Raw genomic sequence first — 24,061 nt, 5'->3', positions numbered from 1 at the left:
ATATGAAAACATTAGAAAAATTAACTCTTTTCTTACCGAAAGAAACGAGTGAAAATGAAGGGGCTATTTTTATGGATATCGGTATTTCTGCAGGATTTCCATCGCCAGCTGATGATTTTAGAGAAACACGTATTTCATTAGATGAGGAACTGATAAAAAACAAGGAAGCAACCTTCTTTGCAAAAGTAAGTGGTCAGTCAATGATTGGTGCAGGATTGGATGATAATGATTTACTGGTAATTGATAGAAGTATTTCGCCCACAAATAACAAAATAGCAGTTTGTTTTTTAGATGGAGAGTTTACAGTAAAACGTTTACGTGTTGAAGGAGAAGAAGTATGGTTGCAACCAGAAAATCCAGAGTATCCAATTATAAAAATAACCCAAGAAAATAATTTTATTATTTGGGGAATTGTAACGAGTGTTATTAAGAAAGTATAAAAAAAGCCAGCAAAATTTGCTGGCTTTTTTTATTATAAAGTTTATCTAATAATTAGCAAAACTCATCGTAAGCAGCTGCTAAATTTTGAGCAATAGCTTGAGCAGAACGACCTTCAATATGATGACGCTCTAACATATGTACTAAATTACCATCTTTAAATAAAGCAATTGCAGGAGACGAAGGAGGGAAAGGAATCATGTGTTCTCTCGCTTTAGCTGTAGATTCTTTTTCTACACCTGCAAAAACAGTAGTTAAATGTGTAGGGGCTTTGTCAGCTCCTAAAGAAGCTATAGCACCTGGTCTAGCTGTACCAGCAGCACAACCACAAACAGAGTTTACCATTACTAACGTTGTTCCTTCTTTTGCTAAAGCATTATCAACATCTTCAGCAGTATATAAAGCATCAAAACCAGCGTCAATTAATTGATCGCGCATAGGTTTTACCAATTCTTCTGGATACATATTTCTAAATTAAAATTTAAAGCAAAGATACTTCATTTAAAACCAAGAATCAAACCGAAAAAACGGATGCTTTTATATTAAGAGTTAATAGTATCTTTACAGCTTTAAAATATTAGAATGGGGAAATTTGCAAAATGGCTAGGAGCAGGAGCAGGATTTACAATGGGAGGCCCAATAGGGGCAATCATAGGATTCGCAGTAGGTAGTTTTATTGATGGTGTTTCTATGGAGGATTTTACACAAGAGCAACAAGAATACCAGAGACAAGCACAACAAAAACAAAGAGGAAGGGCAACTTCGGGAGATTTTGAAATAAGCTTATTAATCTTAGCATCAATTGTTATAAAAGCTGATGGAAGAGTAGACCAACGAGAATTAGATTATGTACGATCTTATTTTGTTAGGATGTATGGAAAGGAAAGAGCAAACCATGCATTTAAATTATTTAATGGAATTATAAAAAAACAAATTTCAACACGTCAAGTTTGTTTGCAGATTCGTCAGCATATGACGCATTCTACTCGTTTACAATTACTTCACTTTTTATTTGGAATAGCTAAAGCAGATGGACAAGTTACGGGGTCTGAGGAGCAAGAAATAAGAAAAATAGCAGGCTATTTGTATATAAACGAGCGAGATTATTCATCAATAAAAGCTATGTTTTATGATGCTTCTGGAAACATGTATAAAATTTTAGAAATAACTAAAAATGCTACAAACGATGAAGTAAAAAAGGCCTATAGAAAGATGGCTAAAAAATATCATCCAGATAAATTACAAGGTTTAGGGGAAGAACATAAAAAAGGAGGGAAAGAAAAATTCCAACAAATACAAGCGGCTTACGATCAGATAAAAAAAGAGAGAGGACTTAGCTAATTTTTTAAACTGATAAAAAAAAGCTATCTTTATATGGGGTGGCTTAAATACGTAAAACGCATTTTAACTATGAGTAAAAAGATACTATACCTATTTCTTTTTATAAGTATTACTTGTTGGGGGCAAAGAAAATCGACTGCAGATAAGTATTTTAAAGAATACGCTTATAAAAAATCAGCCAAATTATATGAAAGTTTATTTAAGAAGGGAGATGATTCTTATTCTGTTTTAAGTCGTTTAGGAGATTCCTATTACAATAACTCAGATTTTGTTCAAGCAGAAAAATGGTACAAAGAATTAATGAAAAGGTATGAAAGGATTATTTCTCCTGAATATATTTTCAAATATGCGCAAGCATTAAAAAGTAATGGAAAGATTAAAGAATCTGATAAATGGCTTTTAAAATTAAATAAATTAAAAGAACAAGATAGTAGAGCTAAAGCACTAAAACAAAATACCAATTATTTTATTGAATATACCAATCGAGAAAAGTTATATGTAAATATAAATAACCTTTCAATAAATACGAAATATTCTGATTTTGGCGGTTTTATATTTAATAATGATTTTTATTTTGCTTCAACAAAACCAAATGGAGCTAATGATAAAAAGTTATATAGTTGGAACAATCAACCACATCTTAGTATATATAAAGGGCAAGAATCTTTTAATAAAAGAGCAAAAATTTTAGATGTATATGCATCTAATAGGGTTCAGTCTCTAGATTCTGAATATCATGAATCTAATGCTGTAATTACATCCAATGGAAAAACAATGTATTTTACAAGGACAAGTTCTGATGGAAAAAAATTAAAAGGAGGAGAAAATAAAGTTGCTAACCTTAAAATTTATAAAGCTGAAAAAGTAGGTGATGTTTGGGGTAATATTACTGAACTTCCTTTTAATAATAACGATTATTCAATAGGGCACCCAGCTTTAAGCTTAGATGAAAAGACTTTGTACTTTATATCAGATATGCCAAATGGGTTTGGATTGACAGATATTTATAAAGTAAACCTATTAGAAGAAGGAAAGTATAGCGAACCAGAAAATTTAGGGAGGAATATAAACACTGAAGGAAGAGAAATGTTTCCTTTTGTAGGAAATGATAATACCTTGTACTTTGCTTCAGATGGGCATTTAGGTTTGGGGGCTTTAGATGTTTTTGAATCAAAAATTGAAGAAGGTAAATATACCAAGTCTTTAAATTTAGGAGCGCCAATAAATGGACCGTATGACGATTTTGCTTTTGTAATAAATAAAAAACGTAATAATGGTTTTTTCTCTTCAAATAGAGAAGGAGGTAAAGGAGATGATGATATTTATAGTTTTTTAATATATAATTGTAAAGAAGCTATTTCTGGATTGGTTACAGAAACAAAAACAGAAAGACCAATTAAAAATGCAGTTGTAAGGCTAATAAATTCAAAAGGAGAAGTAGTAGCAGAAAGAAAAACAGAAGAAGATGGGACTTATTCTTTTAGAGAAATAGAATGCGAGAAAAAATTCACAGTAGTAGCATCAAAAGATGATTATAAAAGTGAAGAAAAAATAACTCAAACACTTGATGTAAATAAAGAATCAATAACAACGAATTTACAATTAGAATCATTAATAGTAGAAGATCAAATAGTGATAAACCCAATTTATTTTGATTTTGATAAGTATGATATTAGAGAAGATGCAACTTATGAATTAGAACATGTTGTTTCGGTAATGAAGAATCACCCAGAAATGATTATTAAAATAGAATCTCATACGGATAGTCGAGGAGAGTTAAGTTATAATAAATGGTTGTCGGAGAAAAGAGCAAAGGCTACAAAATATTATATTATATCAAGAGGTATTTCATCTGATAGAATACAAAGTGCAAAAGGATTAGGAGAGGAACAATTGTTAAATGATTGTGATACAAAAAAAGGGTTTAAATGTAAAGAGGAAGCGCATCAGATAAACCGCCGATCATATTTTTATATCCTTAATAATAAAGAAACAACAGAAGGAAAAAATAGTGTAGAATTGGTTTATAAGATACAATTAGCTTCAACTAAGCAAAAAGAATATGAAAATGAACCTTTTGCTAATTTAGAAGAGATAGAAATAATACGTGTAGGAACGTCATATAAATTTTATTGTTGTAAAAATTCTTCATTAGAAATAATAGGAGAAAAACTTAAAAACTTAAAAGATGAAGGATATAAGGATGCTTTTATTGTCCCCTTTTTAAATGGAAAGAGAATTAGTATAAAACAAGCTTTAGAAATAAAGAAATAGAGTAAGCCAAAATAGAAATAAAAAAGCACCTTAAAAAAGAGGTGTTTTTTTATTTCGTAATCTTAACAATTACAAGAAAATACGTAATTTCGCACATTCAATTAATATAATAATAAAATGAGTACGAAGTTTACTGAATACAAAGGGCTTAACTTGCCAAATGTTGCTGAAGAAATCCTTAATTATTGGAAGGAGAACAACATTTTTGAAAAAAGTATAACTACCCGTGATGATAACAAACCGTTTATCTTTTTTGAAGGACCACCTTCAGCAAATGGTTTACCAGGAATTCACCACGCAATGGGACGTACCATTAAAGATATTTTTTGCCGTTATAAAACCTTAAAAGGATTTCAAGTTAAGCGTAAAGCAGGTTGGGATACTCATGGGTTACCAGTTGAGTTAGGTGTAGAAAAAGAGTTAGGAATAACTAAAGAGGATATAGGTACTAAGATTACTGTAGAAGAATACAATATTGCTTGTAAAAAAGCGGTAATGAAATATACTGATATCTGGAATAGCTTGACAGAGCAGATGGGTTATTGGGTAGATATGGAAGATCCATATGTAACCTATAAGTCTAAGTACATGGAAACAGTTTGGTGGCTGTTAAAACAAATTTATAATAAAGATTTGATGTACAAAGGGTACACAATTCAACCATATTCACCGAAAGCAGGTACAGGATTAAGTTCGCATGAGGTAAATCAGCCAGGAGCTTATCAAGATGTAACAGATACTACTGTTGTAGCACAATTTAAAGCTGTTTCAGAAACATTACCAGTTTTTTTAGAAAACCGAGGAGATATACACATTTTAGCATGGACAACAACTCCATGGACTTTGCCAAGTAATACAGCTTTAACAGTAGGCCCAAAGATCGATTATGTATTAGTAAAAACATTTAATCAATATACATTTGAACCGATTCAAGTATTACTAGGGAAACCTTTAGTAGGAAAACAATTTGCAGGGAAAAAGTTTAAAGAAGTAGAAAATGAAGCAGATTTAGTTTCATATAACGCAGGAGATAAACAAATACCATACAGTGTCGTTGCAGAATGTAAAGGAGCAGATTTAGTAGGAATAAAATACGAGCAATTATTACCGTATTGTTTGCCATACGAAACTCCAGAGAAAGCATTTAGAGTTATACCAGGAGACTTTGTAACAACAGAAGATGGAACTGGTATTGTACATACAGCACCTACATTTGGAGCAGATGATGCTTTGGTAGCAAAAGATGCAGGAGTACCACCAATGTTGGTAAAAGATGCAAACGATAATTTAGTCCCATTAGTAGATCTACAAGGTAAATTTACTAAAGACATGGGAGAGTTTGCAGGAATGTATGTGAAGAATGAATATTATGCAGAAGGAGAAGCACCAGAAAAATCTGTAGATGTACAAATAGCTATTAAATTAAAAGAAGAAAATAAAGCTTTTAAGGTAGAGAAATATGTGCACAGTTATCCACATTGTTGGAGAACAGATAAACCAATTTTATACTACCCGTTAGATTCTTGGTTTATTAAAGTTACAGATGTAAAAGAGCGTATGCACTCTTTAAACGAAGAAATTAATTGGAAACCAGAAGCAACAGGTACAGGTCGTTTTGGTAACTGGTTAAAAAATGCAAATGATTGGAATTTATCACGTTCACGTTTTTGGGGAATTCCATTGCCAGTTTGGAGAACAGAAGATGGAAAAGAAACCAAAATAGTAGGGTCAGTATCAGAATTAAAAGAAGAGATGCAACGAGCTGTGAAAGCTGGTGTAATGACTGAAGATATTTTTGCTGATTTTGTATCTGGAGACATGTCAGAAGAAAATTATGATAAAGTAGATTTACATAAGAATGTAGTAGATAAGATTACATTAATTTCAGATAGTGGTCAACCGATGCAACGTGAATCGGATTTAATTGATGTTTGGTTCGATTCAGGATCTATGCCATATGCACAATGGCACTATCCATTTGAAAATAAAGAACTAGTAGAAGAAGGTTGGAAAACAGCTGATTTTATAGCAGAAGGAGTAGATCAAACTAGAGGATGGTTTTATACACTTCACGCAATAGCAACCATGGTTTTTGATGATAAAGCATATAAAAATGTGGTGTCGAATGGATTGGTATTAGATAAAAATGGACAAAAAATGTCTAAACGTTTAGGGAATGGAGTAGATCCATTTACTACTTTAGATAAATATGGTCCAGATGCTACTCGTTGGTATATGATATCAAATGCTAACCCTTGGGATAATTTAAAATTTGATTTAGACGGGATTACAGAAGTTAGCAGAAAGTTTTTTGGAACATTATACAACACGTATTCATTTTTCACTTTGTACGCAAATATTGATAATTTTACATATAGCGAAGCTGAAATAGCTATAAATGATAGACCAGAAATTGACCGTTGGATATTGTCAGAATTAAATACACTGGTTCAAAAAGTAGATAAATTCTATGCAGAATATGAACCAACTAAAGCAACAAGAGCAATTTCTGACTTTGTACAAGATTATTTAAGTAACTGGTATGTTCGTTTATGTAGAAGACGTTTCTGGAAAGGAGAATATGCACAAGATAAAATTTCAGCATACCAAACCTTATATACCTGTATGCTTACAGTAGCTAAATTAGGATCTCCAGTAGCACCTTTCTTCATGGATAGGTTGTATAAAGATTTAATTAATGCTACAGAAAAAGAAGGATTTGAAAGTGTGCATTTATCAGAATTTCCAAAATACAATGCAGATTTAGTAGATAAATCATTAGAACGTAAAATGGAAAATGCGCAAATTATTTCTTCATTAGTTTTGTCATTAAGAGCAAAAGAAAAAATAAAAGTACGTCAACCATTACAGAAAATAATGATTCCTGTATTAGGAGCAACTCAAAAAGAAGAGATTTTAGCTGTAGCAGATTTAATTAAATCTGAGGTAAATGTTAAAGAAATAGAGTTGTTAGATGATGCTTCAGGTATTTTAGTAAAACAAATAAAACCAAACTTTAAAGCATTAGGTCCAAAGTTTGGAAAAGATATGAAGTTGATTTCTAGTGAGATACAGAAGTTTGGTCAGAAGGAAATAATTAAAATTGAAAAAGAAGGGAGTATTTCTATTGAAATTAATGATAAAATGATTAATTTAGAAACCGCTGATGTAGAGATTTCATCTAAAGATATCGAAGGTTGGTTGGTAGCAAATGCTGAAGGTTTAACTGTAGCTTTAGATGTTACAATTAATGATGATTTACGTAAAGAAGGAGTTGCAAGAGAATTAATTAATAGAATTCAAAACGCACGTAAAGAAACTGGGTTAGATGTAACTGATAAAATAAAGTTAACAATTTTACAAGCTGCCGATTTAGAAAATTCGGTTATAGCAAATGAAAACTATATAAAAGCTGAAACATTAACAGATACATTAATTTTTGTTGATGATTTAAAGATTGGTACAGAAATAGAATTCGATACCATAAAAAGTAAGATGTTAATAGAAAAAATATAGCATTATGGATGATATTAAAATAAGATACTCTGATAATGATTTGCAAGAATTTAAAGAAATCATTTTAAAGAAAATTGAACACGCTGAAGAAGATTTAAGACTATTACAAGATTCATATAAAAATGGAGCAGATAATGGTACTGAAGATACTTCACCAACATTCAAGTCGTTTGAAGAAGGATCCGATACTATGGCTAAAGAAGCAAATATGCAATTAGCCATAAGACAAGAAAAATTTATTCGTGATTTAAAAAATGGATTAGTTCGTATAGAAAATAAAACATACGGAATTTGTAGAGTTACAGGTAAATTAATTCAAAAAGAACGTTTAAAGTTAGTGCCTCATGCAACATTGAGCATAGAAGCAAAACGTAAACAATAAATAATATTAAGTTAAGTATATCAAGCCTCTGTAAAGAGGCTTTTTTTGTATGAAAATTTATTTTTTAATATTTTTTGCATTCTCAAATTTATTACTTTTTTCACAAGAAAAATTAATGGAAAAGAGAAGTATACAGTCTGAAATAATAGAGATTATAACGAATGGACTAGATGATCTTGTTATTGAAAATTCTATAAATGATGAGTTAGAAATAATTCTATTAGATGAAAACCCTAATACACATGCAATTCTTTTTACAGAAAAAAAAGAAGTTTTAGAAGTTGGATTTAAACTTAATTTTAAATCAATTCATAAAGAGGTTTTTAGAAAATATATAACAAAACGGATAGAAAGAGCCAGAGCTGTTATTAAAGTTCCAAAAAACAAAAAACTTATAGTGCATGGAAAAGCAATAGGGATAACATCTAAAAGTTACAAAGGCGATTTGTCAATTTTTATTGAAAAAGGAAATATTAAACTAAATAAAGTATTAGGGAATACTCAGGTCACTTTATTTTTAGGGAATGTATACGCTCAATTAAATAAAAACACGAGTTTAAATATAGAAACCACAAAGGGCGAAATAGTTTTAAATACTAGAAGAATAGATAATCAATACTATAAAAAGAAAGAGATTTCTAGCTTTAATTTTAAAGTAAAATCTATAAATGCTAATGTTATTCTAATAACAGAGTAAAAACCAATACTTTTCTTATTTTTGTTGCTATTAAATTCTAGAAATGTCTAAAAAAAATATAGCAATACTTACCGTAATTTTGGCAATATTAATTGATCAAATTAGTAAAATATATGTCAAAACTCATTTTCACTTAGGAGAAGAAGTAGTCGTATTTAGCGATTGGTTTAAAATCCATTTTACTGAAAATAACGGTATGGCATGGGGTTTTGAATTTGGAGGGAAAGCAGGTAAGTTATTTTTAACATTGTTTAGAGTGGTTGCAGTATCTGGTATTATATATTGGTTATGGCAAACTATAAAAAGGAAAGCTCATACAGCTGTTGTTGTAGCTATAGCATTAATCTTAGCTGGTGCAGTAGGTAATATTATAGATTCTGTTTTTTACGGAGTAATTTTCGATTCATCATACAATAATGTAGCAACTTTATTTTCTGATAAACCTTATGGAGAATTATTTTATGGGAAAGTTGTAGATATGTTATATTTTCCAATGTATGAAGGAGAGAGTTTTACATTTTTTAATGCAATATTCAATGGAGCAGATTCTTGGATTACCATTGGAGTAATACTATTGTTCTTGTTTAACAAACAAGCGTTTCCGAAAGAAGAAAAAACAGCATAATTTTTAAAAATATACTTCATATAGTTTTTCTATATTTATAGAAAATAAATAGTATGCGTCTTTTAAAATATACAGCCATTTTTTTATTAGGGTTTTTAATTGCCAAATTTTGGTACGAGCGAAAAGAAGAAAAACACCAACAGGAAGAAATTAAAGTAGTTTTAAATGGAATTCAGAATTTAAGTAAACTGGTGGTTTCTGAAGGTAGTTTTTCTGAGATGTATAGTTTTTCCGATACCAAAAAATACTTTTACAATTATTTGTCTTTTGAAAAAAAAGCAATGTTATCAGTTAATGCAAAAGTTGAGGTCGGCTACGATTTATCTAAATTAGATATTCAAATAGATAGTATAGGTAAACAAATAATTATTAATAAAATTCCAGAAGAAGAAGTTGTAATTTCACCAGATATTAAATATTTCGATTTGCAACAAAGTCAATTCAATACGTTTTCTAAGTCAGAATTGAATAAACTTACTGATAAATCAATTGAAAAGATAAAGTCAACAATTACTGTGTCTAACTTACAAAAAGAGGCTAAAACACGCTTATTTGAAGAGTTGTCTAAAATATATCAACTTTCAAAAATTTATAACTGGGAGGTTATAGATAATACAAACTCAAAAATATCAGAAGTAATTTTAATTAAAGATTAATGGGGTAGTTTTTTGCTTAGTATCCCATAAATGAAAGCACCTAACATTGCGCCAATTAAAACGATTATGATTGGTAACATTCCATGACCAATTAATACAAAAAGAGGAGCAGGGCAAGCACCTGCTAAAGCCCATCCAAGACCAAAAACTGTTCCACCAACTAAAGTTCTTATAAAACCTTTTTTCTTTTCTTTTATAGTAATTTGATTACCTAAGTAATCTTTAATCTTTCCGTTTTTAAAGAAATACATTAAAATCATAGAAACTCCAACAGCAGATCCAATGATTCCATACATATGAAATGATTGAAATTTAAACATTTCATAAATTCTATACCATGAAATAGCTTCAGATTTGGTTAGAACAATTCCAAAGAAAACACCTAATAATAAAAATTTTAAATTCTTCATACTATCCAAAAATTAAAGGGAATAAAATCCATGTCATAAATAAACCACCTATAAAAAAACCTATAACAGCAATTAAAGAAGGTAATTGAAGGCTACTTAATCCAGTAATAGCATGACCAGAAGTACATCCTCCAGCATATCGAGTACCAAAACCAATAAAAATACCAGCTACCAGTAATAGAACAAAACCTTTTAGAGATAACATGTTTTCAATATTAAAAATTTCACTAGGTAAAAAAGAACTACCAGCATTAGCAAAACCTAAATCAGCTAAATCTTTTACTGTTTTAGGGTTTAAATTTATAGTAGCTGAAGCCGATAAATAATTTATAGTAATATATCCACCAATAATAAGTCCAATAATAAAAACAAGTGCCCAATCACGTTCTTTCCAATCTTTTTTAAAATAATCAGAGATTTTTCCTGCACCAGCAATGGTACACATAGTTTCTAAATTTGTAGATACACCAAAGTTTTTTCCAAAAAAGAAAAAGAAAAATAGAACTAAAGCTATTAATGGACCAGATACATACCAAGACCAAGGTTGAAATAAAATATCCATTATATAACGGTTTTAATATAATTTAAAATGGCTTTTGTAGCTCCAATATTATCTTTTATATAATTATGATTTGTTTCCCCCATTTGTTCTCTTAAATTTTTATCATTCTTTAAAACGGTAAAAATACTAGAAAATTTTTCATTGTTTGTAACAATTGTAACACTCTTCAAATCAATTAAATCGGTAGCCTCTTTAAATTTCTTATACTTGTTGCCTCCAAAAACAATAGGTATTTTAAAAGTAGCCGGTTCTAAAATATTATGAAGCCCAGTAGCCAAACCACCACCTACGTATGCAACATCTGCATATGAATATATTTTAGTTAGGAGACCAATCGTGTCGATGATAAAAACTTGGTATTCTGATAAGTTTAAACCATCTTTCTTAGAATATAATGCTGTTTTTTTATGAATAGATTTTTGTAATTCTAGTATTTGTTTCTCATTTATATTATGAGGGGCTATGATAAATTTTTCATCATTTGAAGCAACATTATTAATATAATTAACTAATAATTTTTCATCCTCTTTCCATGTGCTTCCAGCAACAATGGTATAAGAGTTGTTTTTAAATTGAGAAATAAAATCAAGAGAGTTGTCTTGCTTTAAAATATCATAAACTCTATCAAAACGAGTATCACCAGCTATTGTAGTGTTTTCAAAATTAATGGATGATAATAATTTTTTAGATATTTCATTTTGAACAAAAAAGTGATCAAATGCTTTTAATTTACTTCTAGTAAATTTACCGTACCATTTAAAGAAAGATTGTTTCTTCCTAAAAATACCAGAAATTAAAATTGTATGTATGTTTTGTTTTTTTAGTTCAGATAAAAGGTTTGGCCAGAATTCATATTTAATAATAATGGCAATATCTGGGTGTATTTTATTAATAAACTTTCTAACGTTTGCTTTGGTGTCAAGAGGTAAGTAACAAATTACATCAGCAAGTTTATAGTTTTTTCTTATTTCATAACCAGAAGGAGAGAAGAAGGTGACAACAATTTTATGATCTATATATTGTTTTTTTAAATCTTCTATAATAGGTCTACCTTGCTCAAATTCGCCTAATGAAGCAGCGTGAAACCAAAGAACTTTATCTGAAGGGGTAATACTGTCAAGTTTACTAAATGTTTCTTTTCTGCCATTAACAAAAAGCCTTATTTTTTTATTAAATAAGGCAATTATAGGAAGTATGATTGATACTTTAAAAAGTAATAAGTTATAGAGCAAATTCATACTGCGAATCTATGAAATAATTAAGAAAAGTTATTTTTCACTAGCATTAATTGCTTTTAATAATAAAGAGCATTTAGAAATGTATCCATAATCTGATGATTTACTCTCTTTAGCGGCTTTTAAACATTTTGTAGCACCTTGTTTAGCAATATCATTTTTCTTTAAAAGAAAAGCCAATTCGGCTTTATAATAAACATACCAAAAAGCACCAGGTCTTAAATCAACAGCTTTACTAAACCATTCAAAGGCGGTATCTAAGTTTTTATTTTTTAAATAATAATACTGAGCAGCATCAAAATAAGTTTGTGCTTTAACTGTAGTTTTCGAATTAATTATTTTTTCATTTATTTGATTTTGAATAATAGCATCAGAATCTACGTCAACAGGTATAATTACTTTTGAATTTTCCCAAGAGATAAACAAATGAGCACCATTAACAGTAAACTTTTCAAAACCTATATTTAATGTTTCTGTAAGACACTGAGTTTTTTCTACAGGAACAGTAAAGCGAACTAAATCATTATTTTTATCATAACCTCCAGCACCCCATAAATTACTTTTTTTATGAATTATAATAGTCCATTCTTTTTTATTAGGAATGGTATATAAACCATAAGTTCCAGCAGGAATTTTATGATTAGCAAAAGAGACTTCTTTGTTTACTGTTATTTTGGTTGAAGCATTTGCTCCAGTTCGCCATAGTTTGTTATAAGGTATTAAAGAACCAAAGATCTCTCGGTCATTTTTACTGGGTTGCCCATATTCTAAAGTGAAATTTGTAAGACCAACTTTTTGTTGTGTAATAATTTTAGGGCTCAAGCTTGGTTTGTCTATTTGAGCAAATAAATTAATCGAAAGGAATAATACTAAAATTATAAAGTTAAATTTTTTCATGAAGTTTGTTTTTAATAAAAAAATAGACGTTAAAAGTGTCTAATTATTACAAGAAAATTCAAGGTATAAAAAAAGGTCAATGAATTTATCATTGACCTTTTTGTTTTTTATCTATTTCATTTCGAAATCTTCCATGAATTTTGTGGTATAATTACCAGCAATATAATCAGGATGATCCATTAATTGTCTATGAAAAGGAATCGTTGTTTTTATACCTTCAATTACATATTCATCTAAAGCACGTTTCATTTTGTTAATTGCTTCTTCACGAGTTTGTGCAGTAACAATTAATTTAGAAATCATTGAATCGTAATTTGGAGGAATCATATAGCCAGCATATACATGCGTATCTATACGAACTCCATGACCGCCTGGTGCATGGTAAGAACTAATTTTACCTGGAGAAGGTCTGAATCCGTTAAAAGGATCTTCTGCATTAATTCTACATTCAATAGAATGCAATTGTGGTAAATAGTTTTTTCCAGAAATTGGCACTCCAGCTGCTACTAAAATCTGTTCACGGATTAAATCATAATCCACAACTTCCTCAGTAATTGGATGTTCTACTTGGATACGAGTATTCATTTCCATAAAGTAGAAATTACGATGCTTATCTACTAAAAATTCAACAGTTCCAGCACCTTCATATTTAATGTATTCAGCAGCTTTTACAGCAGCATCTCCCATTGAAGTACGTAATTCATCAGTCATAAATGGAGACGGAGTCTCTTCAGTTAATTTTTGATGACGACGTTGTACAGAACAATCTCTTTCTGATAAATGACAAGCTTTTCCGTAAGAATCACCTATAATTTGTATTTCGATATGGCGAGGCTCTTCAATTAGCTTCTCCATATACATATCATCATTTCCAAAAGCTGCTTTAGACTCTTGTCTAGCAGAATCCCATGCATCTTTTAAATCTTCAGGTTTCCATACAGCACGCATTCCTTTTCCACCACCACCGGCAGATGCTTTTAACATTACAGGGTAGCCAGTTTCTACTGCAGTTTTTACACAAGCTTCAAAAGTTTCGATAACACCTTCACTTCCTGGTACACATGGTACGCCAGCAGCTAACATAGTAGACTTAGCATTTGCTTTGTCTCCCATACGGTCAATCATTTCAGGTGAAGCTCCAATAAACTTTATATCATGTTCATCACATAATTTTGAAAATTTTGCATTTTCAGATAGAAACCCATATCCTGGATGAATTGCATCAGCATTTGTAATTTCCGCTGCTGCTATAATGTTTGCCATTTTTAAATAAGACTCGCTACTAGGAGCAGGTCCAATACAAACAGCCTCATCTGCAAATTTTACGTGTAAACTTTCTGCATCTGCTTTCGAATATACAGCTACAGTTTTTATTCCCATCTCTTTACAGGTTCTAATTACGCGTAGCGCAATTTCACCTCTATTGGCAATTAATATCTTTTTAAACATACGTTCTAAAAATTTTAAAACTCCAAATAATCAAGTAAGTACTTTTATTTGGAGTTATATGTTAATTAAGATGGATCTACTAAAAATAAAGGTTGATCAAATTCTACCGGAGAAGAATCATCTACTAATATTTTAACGATTTTACCTGAAACTTCAGATTCAATTTCGTTAAATAATTTCATTGCTTCAATAATACAAACAGTATCACCTACTTTTACTTCAGTACCTACTTCAGCAAAATTTGGCTTGTCTGGAGAAGGTTTTCTATAAAATGTTCCAATTATTGGAGACTTAATAGTGATATATTTTGAATCATCTTCAGTACTACTAGCTTCATTAGTAGGAGTCGCAGCAGGTTGTGCTACAGGAGCTTGTGCCATCATTTGCGGAGCCGCTGCCATTTGTGGAGCTGCTTGAATGATTGTAGTTTCAGGGACGTCACTTCCAGTTTTAATGGTGATTTTTATATCTTCCATTTCTAACTTTACTTCGCTTGCACCAGATTTAGCTACAAACTTTATAAGACTTTGAATTTCTTTAATATCCATTTTCCTAATTTTAGTTGTTTGGTTTTTTTATGAATTATATGCCCATTTTAAGTAAATAGCTCCCCAAGTGAAGCCTCCACCAAATGCTGCAAAAATTAAATTATCTCCTTTTTTTAACTCTTTTTCATAATCTGCAAGTAATAACGGCAAAGTAGCAGAAGTTGTATTTCCGTACTTATGAATATTCATCATTACTTTATCACTTTCAACTCCAACTCTATTTGCTGTAGCTTCAATGATTCTTTTATTAGCTTGATGCGGTACCAACCACTGAATATCGTCTTTTGTTAAATTATTTCTAGTTAACATTCTTTCTGATACGTCAGCCATATTAGAAACGGCATATTTAAATACACTTTTTCCTTCTTGATGAACAAAATGTTGTCCATTTTTAATTGTTTCTTCTGAAGCAGGTAAAATAGATCCTCCAGCTTCAATTTTTAAGAATTCACGACCAATACCATCGCTTCTTAAATATTCATCTTGTAAACCTAACCCTTCTTTATTTGGCTCAAATAAAGCTGCACCAGCTCCATCACCAAATATAATACAAGTTGCTCTATCAGTATAATCAATAATTGATGACATTTTATCAGCACCAATTAATAATACTTTTTTATAACGACCACTTTCTATATAACTAGAAGCTGTAGACATACCATATAAAAAACTTGAACAAGCAGCTTGTAAATCGTACGAAAAAGCATTAACGGCTCCAATTTTTGAAGCTGTGTAAGCGGCAGTTGAAGCTACAGGTAAGTCTGGAGTAGCAGTTGCAACTATAACCATATCTATTTCTTCAGGTTTAACGTTTGATTTTTGAAGTAAATCCTCAGCAGCTTTTATAGCCATAAAAGAAGTACCTAGGCCTTCTCCTTTAAGAATTCTTCTCTCCTTTATTCCAGTTCTAGAAGTTATCCACTCATCATTGGTGTCAACCAAAGTCTCTAGCTCTTTGTTTGTAAGAGCATATTCTGGAAGATATTTCCCTACTGCTGTGATAGCTGCAGATATTTTAGTCATAGTTGTTTGTTTTGTAGTAAAACGAGTTTTCAAAGAAATGAAAATTATTTCACTTTTGTATAGAAAAAATTATCAAAAACATTAATTTTTGATGTAAAAACACAAAAAAACCCTCTATTAAGAGGGTTTTTTATTTTTTTAACTAATTTTAAGCCTCAACAGCTGCACTTTCTAATACTACTTGACCTCTGTAGTATAATTTTCCTTCATGCCAGTGAGCTCTGTGATATAAATGAGATTCTCCAGTAGTAGGATCAACAGCTATCTGAGGTACAGAAGCTTTGTAATGAGTTCTTCTTTTATCTCTTCTAGTTTTTGATATTTTTCTCTTTGGATGTGCCATTTTATGTTTTATTTATCTGTTAGTAAATCCTTTAATTTATCCCATCTAGGGTCTGTTGACGTTTCTTCAACAGGTTTTTCTTCGTTTATTCTTAATTCTTCTAATCTTTTTAATGCTTCAGATTGCATAGAACCATCAGTTACATTAGGATGGATTCTTTTTCTTGGAACTGATAAAACGATTAACTCATATATGTATTGAGCTATGTTTATTTGATAAGCTTCATGAGGAAGAATTAAAATTTCATCATGACTATCATCAAACTCAGGGCCAAATTTAACAACCAAATCTAAATTGCCTTCGATTTCTAAATCAAATAGCTCATTTGTGATATCACAAGGGACATTTACTGTTCCTTTAATAGTAAAAGAAATCTCAAAATGAGTGCTTTTTTTTACAAAAATAATATCAGCTTTTAGGTTTGTATTATTAAATTCATCAAACTGAAATGCATTAAAGAACTTGTTGTCAATTTGATATTCAAACAAATGACTTCCTTCTTTTAAACCTACAAAAGGTATATTGAATTCTTTTAAGTCTTTCATTTATAATGATCAATTTGAGCGTGCAAAGATATAAAAAATGTTTTTACTTTTATATTTTACCTAAAAAAAATACACTATTTTACTTTTAATGTGTTTTTTGTAAGTTCTTTGTACTGTTTTCGGTTCTTAAATATTTGTAATGAGGTGAATAAAGCTTCTTTGAAAGATGAAGGATTAGCTTTGTTTTTACCTGCAATGTCAAATCCTGTTCCATGATCTGGCGAAGTTCTAACTTTACTTAATCCTGCTGTGTAATTTACACCATTTCCAAATGATAAAGCTTTAAAAGGAGCTAAGCCTTGATCGTGATACATAGCTAAAACTCCATCAAATTGTTTATATGTTTCCGATCCAAAAAAGCCATCAGCTGCATAAGGTCCAAAAACTAACTTTCCTGATTCTTTGATTTTTGTTATCGTTGGACGTACAATTTCATCATCTTCTTTTCCTATAATACCATTATCACCACAATGAGGATTTAAACTTAAAACTGCAATTCTTGGCTTATTTATGCTAAAATCTTGTTTTAAAGATGTGTGCATAATATCAACTTTAGATTCTATTAAATCTGGTGTAATAGTTTCCGTAACTTTTGAAATAGGAATATGACCAGTAATTAAGCCAATTCGAAGTTCATCAGTCATCAAAATCATTAAACTTTTACCATCTAAGTTCTCTTCTAAATATTCTGTATGCCCAGGGAAATTAAATTCTTCTGATTGAATATTTTCTTTACTTATAGGAGCAGTAAGTAAAATGTCAATGGCATTGTTTTTTAACGCTGTTGTGGCTGCTTCAAGTGATTTGTGGGCAAATTCGCCGCCAATCTTTGTTATTTTACCTAGTTCAATTTTAACTTCTTCTTTCCATGAATTAACTAAATTGACTTTACCATGAGTAATTTTGTCAATAGAATGAATGCCATGAATATTATTGTTTAGTTTAAGATTTTTCTTGTGATAAGAAATTAACTTGTTTGAAGCAAATAAAACAGGTGTACAAAAATCAAGCATACGTTTGTCTTCGAAAGTTTTTAAAATAATTTCGATACCTATTCCATTTATATCTCCTACTGAAATTCCAACAATAATTTTGTTTGTATTATCCATAGTTACTTTCGTGCGTAAAGTTGTATTTTTGATGTTAACAAAAGTAACTAAAATTTAGAGAATGTTTACTGGAATAATTGAAACTCTTGGAACTGTAAAAAGTATAGAAAAAGATAAAGAAAATGTACATATCACAATTCAAAGTGATATTACACACGAATTAAAAATAGATCAAAGCGTAGCTCATAATGGTGTATGTTTAACTGTTGTTAATATTTCAGGAAATGAGTATACTGTTACTGCTATTAAAGAAACAATTGATAAGACTAATCTTGGTAGTTTAAAGATAGGTGAGGAGGTAAATCTTGAAAGAGCAATGAAATTAGGAGCTCGTTTAGATGGACATATTGTTCAAGGACATGTTGATAAAACGGGTGTTTGTAAAAATATTTTAGATCAAGGTGGTAGTACTGTTTTTACTTTTTCTTACGACTTTGAGGGAAATAATGTAACTATTGAAAAAGGTTCCATTACAATAAACGGAGTGAGTTTAACTGTTGTGAATTCTAAAAAAGATGAATTTAGTGTAGCTATTATTCCATATACTTTAGAGCATACTACGTTTAAAAATTTTAAAATAGGGAGTGAAATTAACCTTGAATTTGATGTGATAGGTAAATATGTGGCAAGATTAACAGAATTAAGATAAAAAGAGCCTAATTACTTTAGGCTCTTTTTTTATTTAAACTAATATTATTGATTGCTAACTTTTATGTTGTTTTTCCCTTTAATAATATAAAAATATGATCTCCTATTTTTTTGATGTTCTTCTTCTGTACATTTATTTTTATTAAGGTCATTACAATTGTTAAGTAAATTGTCTTCACCAAAACCAATAGCACTTTCAATTCTATTAGCATTTATTCCTCTTGATATAATATAATCTCTAGTTGCTTTAGCTCTTTTGTCTGATAAATGTCTATTATAATCTCTAGGTCCTCTACTATCGGTATGAGATTCTATTTTGATTACCATTTCTGGATGATTTTTTAAAACAGTAATAATATGTTCTAATTCATATTCTGCATCTTCACGAATATTATATAAATCAAAATCGAAGTGAATTGGATTTATTATTATTTGATCTTCTATAATTAAAGATTCTAAGTTTATGTTTTCAGTAACTATTTGTTTATTTATAGCTAAAGTTTGTGTTCTTTTTTGATTGTTTTTGTAGTCTTTTTTTGAAACAAGTACTACAAAATTCTTTTCACAATCTATTTTTTTGAATAAATATTCTCCAGATTGCCCTGTCTTTTGTTCTGAAATAGGTTTTCCTTTTTCATTTATTAATTGTACGGTTGCATTTTCTATTGGATTTCCAGTTCTAGAATCTGTAACAATTCCTTTAATATTTTCTTTACATTTATAGATGATAAAACTATAAATATCATCATCACCAACACCTCCTTTTCTATTAGAAGAGAAGAAACCATAACTATGTTTATTGTTTATTGCAAAAGCGAAATCATCAAAAGAACCATTTACTGGACTTCCTAAGTTTACAGGTTGTGAAAATTTCTCACCCTTATTTTTAGATTCAAACACATCTAAGGCTCCTAGCCCTAAATGTCCGTCTGAAGCAAAATATAAAACATGGTTATTATCTATAAAAGGAAACATTTCTCTTCCTTCTGTATTAATTGTTTTTCCTAAATTTTGGGGTTTGCTAAATGTGTTTTTTTCTAAGATTGCTACTTTATAAATATCTGTTGCACCAAAACCTTTTGGCATATCGGAAACAAAATATAATATTTTTTCATCGGGGCTTAAGGCGGGATGTCCACATGAATATTCGTCATTGTTAAAAGGTAATTCTTTAATATTCCCCCAAACATTGCCTATTTTTTCTGTGCTATAAATTTTAAGATGGGATACCTGGTTCTTATCACCTTTTAACTCTTTACCATTAAAATTATCTCTTGTGAAATAGGCTTTTTTACCATCTTTAGTAATGATAATGTTGGATTCGTGATATTTTGAACTCAAATCGTCTAATATTGTTGCTTTTTCAACATCTAATATTTTTTGTTTATTAATGTTTTTTTGTTCTGCTTTATAGATGTTTAAATAGGGTTGTTTATTCCATTTATATAATTTTTTATCTCTATCTGTTTTTGGATTGGTTGAAGAAAAGTATAAATTGTTGTTGTAAATAAATCCTCCAAAATCAGAATAAACTGTATTACTTGATAAGTTGTGAATGTTAATGTAGGTTTTATCTCTGTTTGAATATTCTACAAAATAATTTTTATTACTTTCTAAAGCTTTAGCTCTACTATCATTACCGTTTTTGTTTTTCAATTTTAATAACCATTTATCAGACTCTGTAATTTTACCATTAGTTTTTAAAACTTGTGCATATCTAAATAAATGCTCAGATGAAGCTATAGCCTCATTTGAGTTTATTAGTTTTTTGTAATTTTCTTCAGCTTTATCAAATTCAAAATTGAAATAATATGAATCAGCCAATCTACTTAAAACTAAATAAGAGTTGTCTCCTTTATTGTAAATTGATTGATATAATTCTGCTGCTTTCTTATAAGCAAATTCGTTAAAATATTTACCAGCTGCATATTTACGCTGCCCCAAACAAATAGTGGTTATTAATAGAACCATTATGTAAATAATTTTCCTCATATTTTTTTCCTTATTTTTTAAAAGAATCTAGGTGATTTCATAGCTTGTTCTCTAAATATATCATATCGTAGCATTAATTCATAAGTGCCTGAATTATAGTTGCTATAATTTGATGATGTTAAATCGTAAGCGAAGCCTATGTATAAATTTTGATTTGTTTGAAAGCCTAGTAAAGCACTAATAGAATCGCCCCATCTCCAAGCAAGACCAGTTGTAAATTTCTCATTAAACAAAAAATTTGCTGAAACATCTATCGAAAGTGGTGCCCCACTTACAGCTTTAACTAAAGTAGCTGGTTTAAATTTGATACTTTCATTTAAATTAAATACATAGCCACTTATTAAAAATAGATGTAATCGTTCTCTAGCTACATCACCTCCATTAGTTGCATCATCATAATGATCAGTACTTATAAAATTAGGGATTGCAGCTCCTAAATACCATTGTTCTGTGTAGTAATATAATCCAGCTCCAATTGTAGGTAAAAACTTATTTATGTTCCCTTGTAAACTTTTATCATTCCTATCTTGAATAAGACCTTTACTCCAATCTACATTTAAATGGCGACCTCCTAGTTTTAAACCAAAAGCTAAATTACCTTCGTCACTTGTACGTATGGTGTATGAAGCATTGATATCTAAAAATATTTCACTTGCAGGTCCAATTCTATCATTTGTTAGATTCACCCCTAATCCAACTCCGCTATAGCCTAACGGAGTATCATAACTTAAAGTCTGTGTGTCGGGAGCTCCATCTACACCAACCCATTGAGCTCTTCCTAATAAATTTATAATTGTATGGTCGTTTGACCCAGCATATGCTGGATTTACACTCATTGTGTTGTACATATACTGTGTGTACTGAGGATCTTGTTGCGCGTTAATTCTACTGATGATTAATAGAATTAATAATACTGTAAATTTAATTTTCATAATTTTTTATCTATTAATGTATAACCATCCTACTTTAGGATTTGAACCATCTCCTAAATCTATCACGTAATAATAAGTTCCCGGAGGTAGTTTTTCATCAACGTTAATTGTCGATCTACCATTAGAAATCCCTCTAAATACTACATCTATATTATTATATCCTTTAGCTTTATAAACGATGTTTCCCCATCTATTGAAAATCTCAACGGTATTGTTACTGTATTTTGGATTATCTATACAAGAAATAAAGAATGTGTCGTTTTCTCCATCATTATCTGGTGTTAAGATGTTGTATGGTGTACCACAAGGATTTGTATCCGGATCTAGATAATCAGGAATTCCATTGTTGTTGGTATCTAAAGAATCATCTGTAGTTATATCGCTATCTCCAGGGTTTTCATCAATCGTATCTATTCCATCATCATCATCATCAGTATCTTGATAATCTGGAGTACCATCGCCATCTGTGTCTGGGATGTCAACCGGCGTACCTCCATTATCTGGATCAAAAGCATCATCCAAACCATCTCCATCGGTATCGTCTCCACTTGGAATATCATCAGGAATACCATCTCCATTAGCATCATTTCCTTCTATTACATCTAGTACTCCATCATTATCACTATCTGTATCCATGCTATCAGGAATACCATCTCCATCTGTATCAACTGTACCATCTCCTTCTTCAGTGTCTAATATTCCATCGTTATCATCATCTATATCTATACTATCTATGATTCCATCACCATCATTATCCCCTTGAACAGTTATTATTACTGTTGCTGTTTCACATATGTTAGGTGTTACTGTTGTATTACATACTTGATATTCTACAGTTACCGTAGTTCCTTGTTCTCCTGGTAATGGAGTATAACTTAATTCTCCTGTTAAAGGATCGAATACTACTGTTCCACCAGCTGTTCCACCAGTTTGTGTTAGTGTTGTATTTGGTCCAGGTAAGAAATCATCATTTGCTAATACATTAATCACTCCAGTAGTTCCTTCCGTAACGGTTAAAGCATCATCTGCTGCTGTTGGTGTAAGTGGATTTGGATCTGTGGTATCTGGATTTCCATCGTTATCATCGTCTGGATCTGTAATATCAGGATCTCCATCACCATCATTATCCCCTTGAACAGTTATTATTACTGTTGCTGTTTCACATATATTAGGTGTTACCGCAGTATTACATACTTGATACTCTACAGTTACCGTAGTTCCTTGTTCTCCTGGTAATGGAGTATAACTTAATTCTCCTGTTAAAGGATCGAATACTACTGTTCCACCAGCTGTTCCACCAGTTTGTGTTAGTGTTGTATTTGGTCCAGGTAAGAAATCATCATTTGCTAATACGTTAATTACCCCAGTAGTTCCTTCTGTAACAGTTAAAGCATCATCTGCTGCTGTTGGTGTAAGTGGGTTAGGGTCTGTGGTATCTGGATTTCCATCGTTATCATCGTCTGGATCTGTAATATCAGGATCTCCATCACCATCATTATCCCCTTGAACAGTTATTGTTACTGTTGCTGTTTCACATACATTAGGTGTTACCGCAGTATTACATACTTGATACTCTACAGTTACCGTAGTTCCTTGTTCTCCTGGTAATGGAGTATAACTTAATTCTCCTGTTAAAGGATCAAAGATTACAGTTCCTCCAGCTGTTCCACCAGTTTGTGTAAGTGTTGTATTTGGTCCAGGTAAGAAATCATCATTTGCTAATACGTTAATTACCCCAGTAGTTCCTTCTGTAACAGTTAAAGAATCATCTGCTGCTGTTGGTGTAAGTGGGTTAGGGTCTGTGGTATCTGGATTTCCGTCATTATCATCGTCTGGATCTGTAATATCAGGATCTCCATCACCATCATTATCCCCTTGAACAGTTATTGTTACTGTTGCTGTTTCACATACATTAGGTGTTACCGCAGTATTACATACTTGATACTCTACAGTTACTGTAGTTCCTTGTTCTCCTGGTAATGGAGTATAACTTAATTCTCCTGTTAAAGGATCGAATACTACTGTTCCACCAGCTGTTCCACCAGTTTGTATTAATGATGTATTAGGACTAGGCAAGAAGTCATCATTTGCTAATACATTAATCACTCCAGTAGTTCCTTCCGTAACGGTTAAAGCATCATCTGCTGTTGTTGGTGTTAGTGGATTTGGATCTGTGGTATCTGGATTTCCGTCATTATCATCATCTGGATTGCAATCTGAATTTACGGTAAAGCTTACATCTGCCGTTGTTGCTGAACAGCTTCCATTAGCAGGGATGGTATAGCGTATGGTTACGTTAGTATCACTGGTAATATTTGCTGGTGTATAGGTGGTTCCTGAGATACTTCCGCCTCCTGACTCCACGCTCCAAGTTCCTCCTGCTGGACTACCGACTAATGTTTTGGTAGTACTCTCACAAATGGCAGTGGTGGTAGTTGT

General features: G+C 30.9%; 23 protein-coding genes. 9 read left to right on the top strand and 14 right to left on the bottom strand.

The window, feature by feature from the left end; genetic code table 11:
- The first annotated feature begins 2 nt into the window (after positions 1-2).
- Positions 3-440: a translesion error-prone DNA polymerase V autoproteolytic subunit gene (gene umuD / locus Q0881_RS16140; RefSeq protein WP_299162536.1), complete on the top strand. Its 438-nt coding sequence runs from the start codon at positions 3-5 to the stop codon at positions 438-440.
- A gap of 52 nt (positions 441-492) precedes the next feature.
- Here the strand turns inward: umuD and Q0881_RS16135 are convergent, their stop codons facing one another.
- Positions 493-903: a BrxA/BrxB family bacilliredoxin gene (locus Q0881_RS16135; RefSeq protein WP_299162534.1), complete on the bottom strand. Its 411-nt coding sequence runs from the start codon at positions 901-903 to the stop codon at positions 493-495.
- Between the two features lie 117 nt (positions 904-1,020).
- On the opposite strand from Q0881_RS16135, the gene Q0881_RS16130 reads away from it, so the two are divergent.
- The 7 genes from Q0881_RS16130 to Q0881_RS16100 all read left to right on the top strand — a co-directional run bounded on the left by Q0881_RS16130 (position 1,021) and on the right by Q0881_RS16100 (position 9,929).
- A complete protein-coding gene (locus Q0881_RS16130; protein WP_299162532.1) occupies positions 1,021-1,779 on the top strand; it encodes a TerB family tellurite resistance protein in 759 nt (252 codons plus the stop codon).
- Between the two features lie 69 nt (positions 1,780-1,848).
- Positions 1,849-4,053, top strand: a complete 2,205-nt coding sequence (locus Q0881_RS16125; RefSeq protein WP_299162530.1) for an OmpA family protein — start codon at positions 1,849-1,851, stop codon at positions 4,051-4,053.
- A gap of 117 nt (positions 4,054-4,170) precedes the next feature.
- Positions 4,171-7,569: an isoleucine--tRNA ligase gene (gene ileS / locus Q0881_RS16120; RefSeq protein ID WP_299162527.1), complete on the top strand. Its 3,399-nt coding sequence runs from the start codon at positions 4,171-4,173 to the stop codon at positions 7,567-7,569.
- A gap of 4 nt (positions 7,570-7,573) precedes the next feature.
- On the top strand, positions 7,574-7,951 hold the full coding sequence (locus tag Q0881_RS16115) for a TraR/DksA C4-type zinc finger protein (RefSeq protein WP_299162525.1): 378 nt from the start codon (positions 7,574-7,576) through the stop codon (positions 7,949-7,951).
- 115 nt (positions 7,952-8,066) lie between these two features.
- Entirely contained in the window at positions 8,067-8,648 is a 582-nt protein-coding gene (locus Q0881_RS16110; RefSeq protein WP_299162523.1) for a hypothetical protein, read from the top strand.
- Between the two features lie 43 nt (positions 8,649-8,691).
- On the top strand, positions 8,692-9,273 hold the full coding sequence (locus tag Q0881_RS16105) for a lipoprotein signal peptidase (protein WP_299162521.1): 582 nt from the start codon (positions 8,692-8,694) through the stop codon (positions 9,271-9,273).
- A 53-nt stretch (positions 9,274-9,326) separates the two neighbouring features.
- Positions 9,327-9,929 carry a DUF4230 domain-containing protein gene (locus Q0881_RS16100; protein ID WP_299162519.1) on the top strand — a complete coding sequence of 201 codons (603 nt, stop codon included), beginning with the start codon at positions 9,327-9,329 and terminating at the stop codon, positions 9,927-9,929.
- On the opposite strand, the gene Q0881_RS16095 is transcribed toward Q0881_RS16100, so the two are convergent.
- The 10 genes from Q0881_RS16095 to pdxA all read right to left on the bottom strand — a co-directional run bounded on the left by Q0881_RS16095 (position 9,926) and on the right by pdxA (position 18,050).
- A complete protein-coding gene (locus Q0881_RS16095; protein ID WP_299162516.1) occupies positions 9,926-10,339 on the bottom strand; it encodes a DUF6691 family protein in 414 nt (137 codons plus the stop codon). The genes Q0881_RS16100 and Q0881_RS16095 overlap by 4 nt on opposite strands.
- Before the next feature lies 1 nt (position 10,340).
- The gene (locus Q0881_RS16090) at positions 10,341-10,901 is read right to left on the bottom strand and encodes a YeeE/YedE thiosulfate transporter family protein (RefSeq protein WP_299162513.1); all 561 of its coding nucleotides are present in this window, start codon (positions 10,899-10,901) and stop codon (positions 10,341-10,343) included.
- Positions 10,901-12,139, bottom strand: a complete 1,239-nt coding sequence (locus Q0881_RS16085) for a glycosyltransferase N-terminal domain-containing protein (protein ID WP_299162510.1) — start codon at positions 12,137-12,139, stop codon at positions 10,901-10,903. Before Q0881_RS16085 ends, Q0881_RS16090 begins: the two co-directional genes overlap by 1 nt.
- A gap of 30 nt (positions 12,140-12,169) precedes the next feature.
- Positions 12,170-13,033 carry a DUF2911 domain-containing protein gene (locus Q0881_RS16080; protein ID WP_299162508.1) on the bottom strand — a complete coding sequence of 288 codons (864 nt, stop codon included), beginning with the start codon at positions 13,031-13,033 and terminating at the stop codon, positions 12,170-12,172.
- A gap of 111 nt (positions 13,034-13,144) precedes the next feature.
- Positions 13,145-14,482 carry an acetyl-CoA carboxylase biotin carboxylase subunit gene (gene accC / locus Q0881_RS16075; RefSeq protein ID WP_299162506.1) on the bottom strand — a complete coding sequence of 446 codons (1,338 nt, stop codon included), beginning with the start codon at positions 14,480-14,482 and terminating at the stop codon, positions 13,145-13,147.
- 65 nt (positions 14,483-14,547) lie between these two features.
- Complete coding sequence (accB, locus tag Q0881_RS16070) at positions 14,548-15,030, bottom strand: acetyl-CoA carboxylase biotin carboxyl carrier protein (protein ID WP_299162504.1); 483 nt, start codon at positions 15,028-15,030, stop codon at positions 14,548-14,550.
- Positions 15,031-15,057: 27 nt separating this feature from the next.
- Positions 15,058-16,053 (bottom strand): beta-ketoacyl-ACP synthase III, encoded by a 996-nt coding sequence (locus Q0881_RS16065; RefSeq protein WP_299162502.1) that lies wholly within the window; start codon positions 16,051-16,053, stop codon positions 15,058-15,060.
- A 148-nt stretch (positions 16,054-16,201) separates the two neighbouring features.
- Positions 16,202-16,396: a 50S ribosomal protein L32 gene (gene rpmF / locus Q0881_RS16060; RefSeq protein ID WP_299162500.1), complete on the bottom strand. Its 195-nt coding sequence runs from the start codon at positions 16,394-16,396 to the stop codon at positions 16,202-16,204.
- 8 nt (positions 16,397-16,404) lie between these two features.
- Positions 16,405-16,941 (bottom strand): DUF177 domain-containing protein, encoded by a 537-nt coding sequence (locus Q0881_RS16055; RefSeq protein WP_299162498.1) that lies wholly within the window; start codon positions 16,939-16,941, stop codon positions 16,405-16,407.
- A gap of 74 nt (positions 16,942-17,015) precedes the next feature.
- Positions 17,016-18,050, bottom strand: a complete 1,035-nt coding sequence (gene pdxA / locus Q0881_RS16050; protein ID WP_299162495.1) for a 4-hydroxythreonine-4-phosphate dehydrogenase PdxA — start codon at positions 18,048-18,050, stop codon at positions 17,016-17,018.
- A gap of 61 nt (positions 18,051-18,111) precedes the next feature.
- On the opposite strand from pdxA, the gene Q0881_RS16045 reads away from it, so the two are divergent.
- Positions 18,112-18,699, top strand: a complete 588-nt coding sequence (locus Q0881_RS16045) for a riboflavin synthase (RefSeq protein WP_299162493.1) — start codon at positions 18,112-18,114, stop codon at positions 18,697-18,699.
- 44 nt (positions 18,700-18,743) lie between these two features.
- Here the strand turns inward: Q0881_RS16045 and Q0881_RS16040 are convergent, their stop codons facing one another.
- From Q0881_RS16040 to Q0881_RS16030, 3 genes are all read right to left on the bottom strand, one after another.
- On the bottom strand, positions 18,744-20,690 hold the full coding sequence (locus Q0881_RS16040) for an OmpA family protein (RefSeq protein WP_299162491.1): 1,947 nt from the start codon (positions 20,688-20,690) through the stop codon (positions 18,744-18,746).
- A 17-nt stretch (positions 20,691-20,707) separates the two neighbouring features.
- The gene (locus Q0881_RS16035) at positions 20,708-21,622 is read right to left on the bottom strand and encodes a type IX secretion system membrane protein PorP/SprF (protein WP_299162488.1); all 915 of its coding nucleotides are present in this window, start codon (positions 21,620-21,622) and stop codon (positions 20,708-20,710) included.
- 6 nt (positions 21,623-21,628) lie between these two features.
- Positions 21,629-24,061 (bottom strand): gliding motility-associated C-terminal domain-containing protein (locus Q0881_RS16030; protein WP_299162486.1); only part of this gene is annotated, 2,433 nt, incomplete at its 5' end.

Origin of the sequence: uncultured Tenacibaculum sp. (genome assembly GCF_947494125.1) — a bacterium.
Classification (GTDB): domain Bacteria; phylum Bacteroidota; class Bacteroidia; order Flavobacteriales; family Flavobacteriaceae; genus Polaribacter.
This window is presented reverse-complemented; position numbering and strand designations above follow the sequence as displayed.

Excerpts from the sequence above, each read along its gene's own strand:
- Q0881_RS16040 (WP_299162491.1), bottom strand. The coding sequence starts at position 20,690 with ATGAGGAAAATTATTTACATAATGGTTCTATTAATAACCACTATTTGT.
- Q0881_RS16130 (WP_299162532.1), top strand. The coding sequence starts at position 1,021 with ATGGGGAAATTTGCAAAATGGCTAGGAGCAGGAGCAGGATTTACAATG.
- Q0881_RS16135 (WP_299162534.1), bottom strand. The coding sequence starts at position 903 with ATGTATCCAGAAGAATTGGTAAAACCTATGCGCGATCAATTAATTGAC.
- accC (WP_299162506.1), bottom strand. The coding sequence starts at position 14,482 with ATGTTTAAAAAGATATTAATTGCCAATAGAGGTGAAATTGCGCTACGC.
- Q0881_RS16085 (WP_299162510.1), bottom strand. The coding sequence starts at position 12,139 with ATGAATTTGCTCTATAACTTATTACTTTTTAAAGTATCAATCATACTT.
- Q0881_RS16110 (WP_299162523.1), top strand. The coding sequence starts at position 8,067 with ATGGAAAAGAGAAGTATACAGTCTGAAATAATAGAGATTATAACGAAT.
- Q0881_RS16105 (WP_299162521.1), top strand. The coding sequence starts at position 8,692 with ATGTCTAAAAAAAATATAGCAATACTTACCGTAATTTTGGCAATATTA.
- pdxA (WP_299162495.1), bottom strand. The coding sequence starts at position 18,050 with ATGGATAATACAAACAAAATTATTGTTGGAATTTCAGTAGGAGATATA.
- Q0881_RS16090 (WP_299162513.1), bottom strand. The coding sequence starts at position 10,901 with ATGGATATTTTATTTCAACCTTGGTCTTGGTATGTATCTGGTCCATTA.
- Q0881_RS16035 (WP_299162488.1), bottom strand. The coding sequence starts at position 21,622 with ATGAAAATTAAATTTACAGTATTATTAATTCTATTAATCATCAGTAGA.
- Q0881_RS16095 (WP_299162516.1), bottom strand. The coding sequence starts at position 10,339 with ATGAAGAATTTAAAATTTTTATTATTAGGTGTTTTCTTTGGAATTGTT.
- ileS (WP_299162527.1), top strand. The coding sequence starts at position 4,171 with ATGAGTACGAAGTTTACTGAATACAAAGGGCTTAACTTGCCAAATGTT.
- rpmF (WP_299162500.1), bottom strand. The coding sequence starts at position 16,396 with ATGGCACATCCAAAGAGAAAAATATCAAAAACTAGAAGAGATAAAAGA.
- umuD (WP_299162536.1), top strand. The coding sequence starts at position 3 with ATGAAAACATTAGAAAAATTAACTCTTTTCTTACCGAAAGAAACGAGT.
- Q0881_RS16055 (WP_299162498.1), bottom strand. The coding sequence starts at position 16,941 with ATGAAAGACTTAAAAGAATTCAATATACCTTTTGTAGGTTTAAAAGAA.
- Q0881_RS16080 (WP_299162508.1), bottom strand. The coding sequence starts at position 13,033 with ATGAAAAAATTTAACTTTATAATTTTAGTATTATTCCTTTCGATTAAT.
- Q0881_RS16100 (WP_299162519.1), top strand. The coding sequence starts at position 9,327 with ATGCGTCTTTTAAAATATACAGCCATTTTTTTATTAGGGTTTTTAATT.
- accB (WP_299162504.1), bottom strand. The coding sequence starts at position 15,030 with ATGGATATTAAAGAAATTCAAAGTCTTATAAAGTTTGTAGCTAAATCT.
- Q0881_RS16115 (WP_299162525.1), top strand. The coding sequence starts at position 7,574 with ATGGATGATATTAAAATAAGATACTCTGATAATGATTTGCAAGAATTT.
- Q0881_RS16125 (WP_299162530.1), top strand. The coding sequence starts at position 1,849 with ATGAGTAAAAAGATACTATACCTATTTCTTTTTATAAGTATTACTTGT.
- Q0881_RS16065 (WP_299162502.1), bottom strand. The coding sequence starts at position 16,053 with ATGACTAAAATATCTGCAGCTATCACAGCAGTAGGGAAATATCTTCCA.
- Q0881_RS16045 (WP_299162493.1), top strand. The coding sequence starts at position 18,112 with ATGTTTACTGGAATAATTGAAACTCTTGGAACTGTAAAAAGTATAGAA.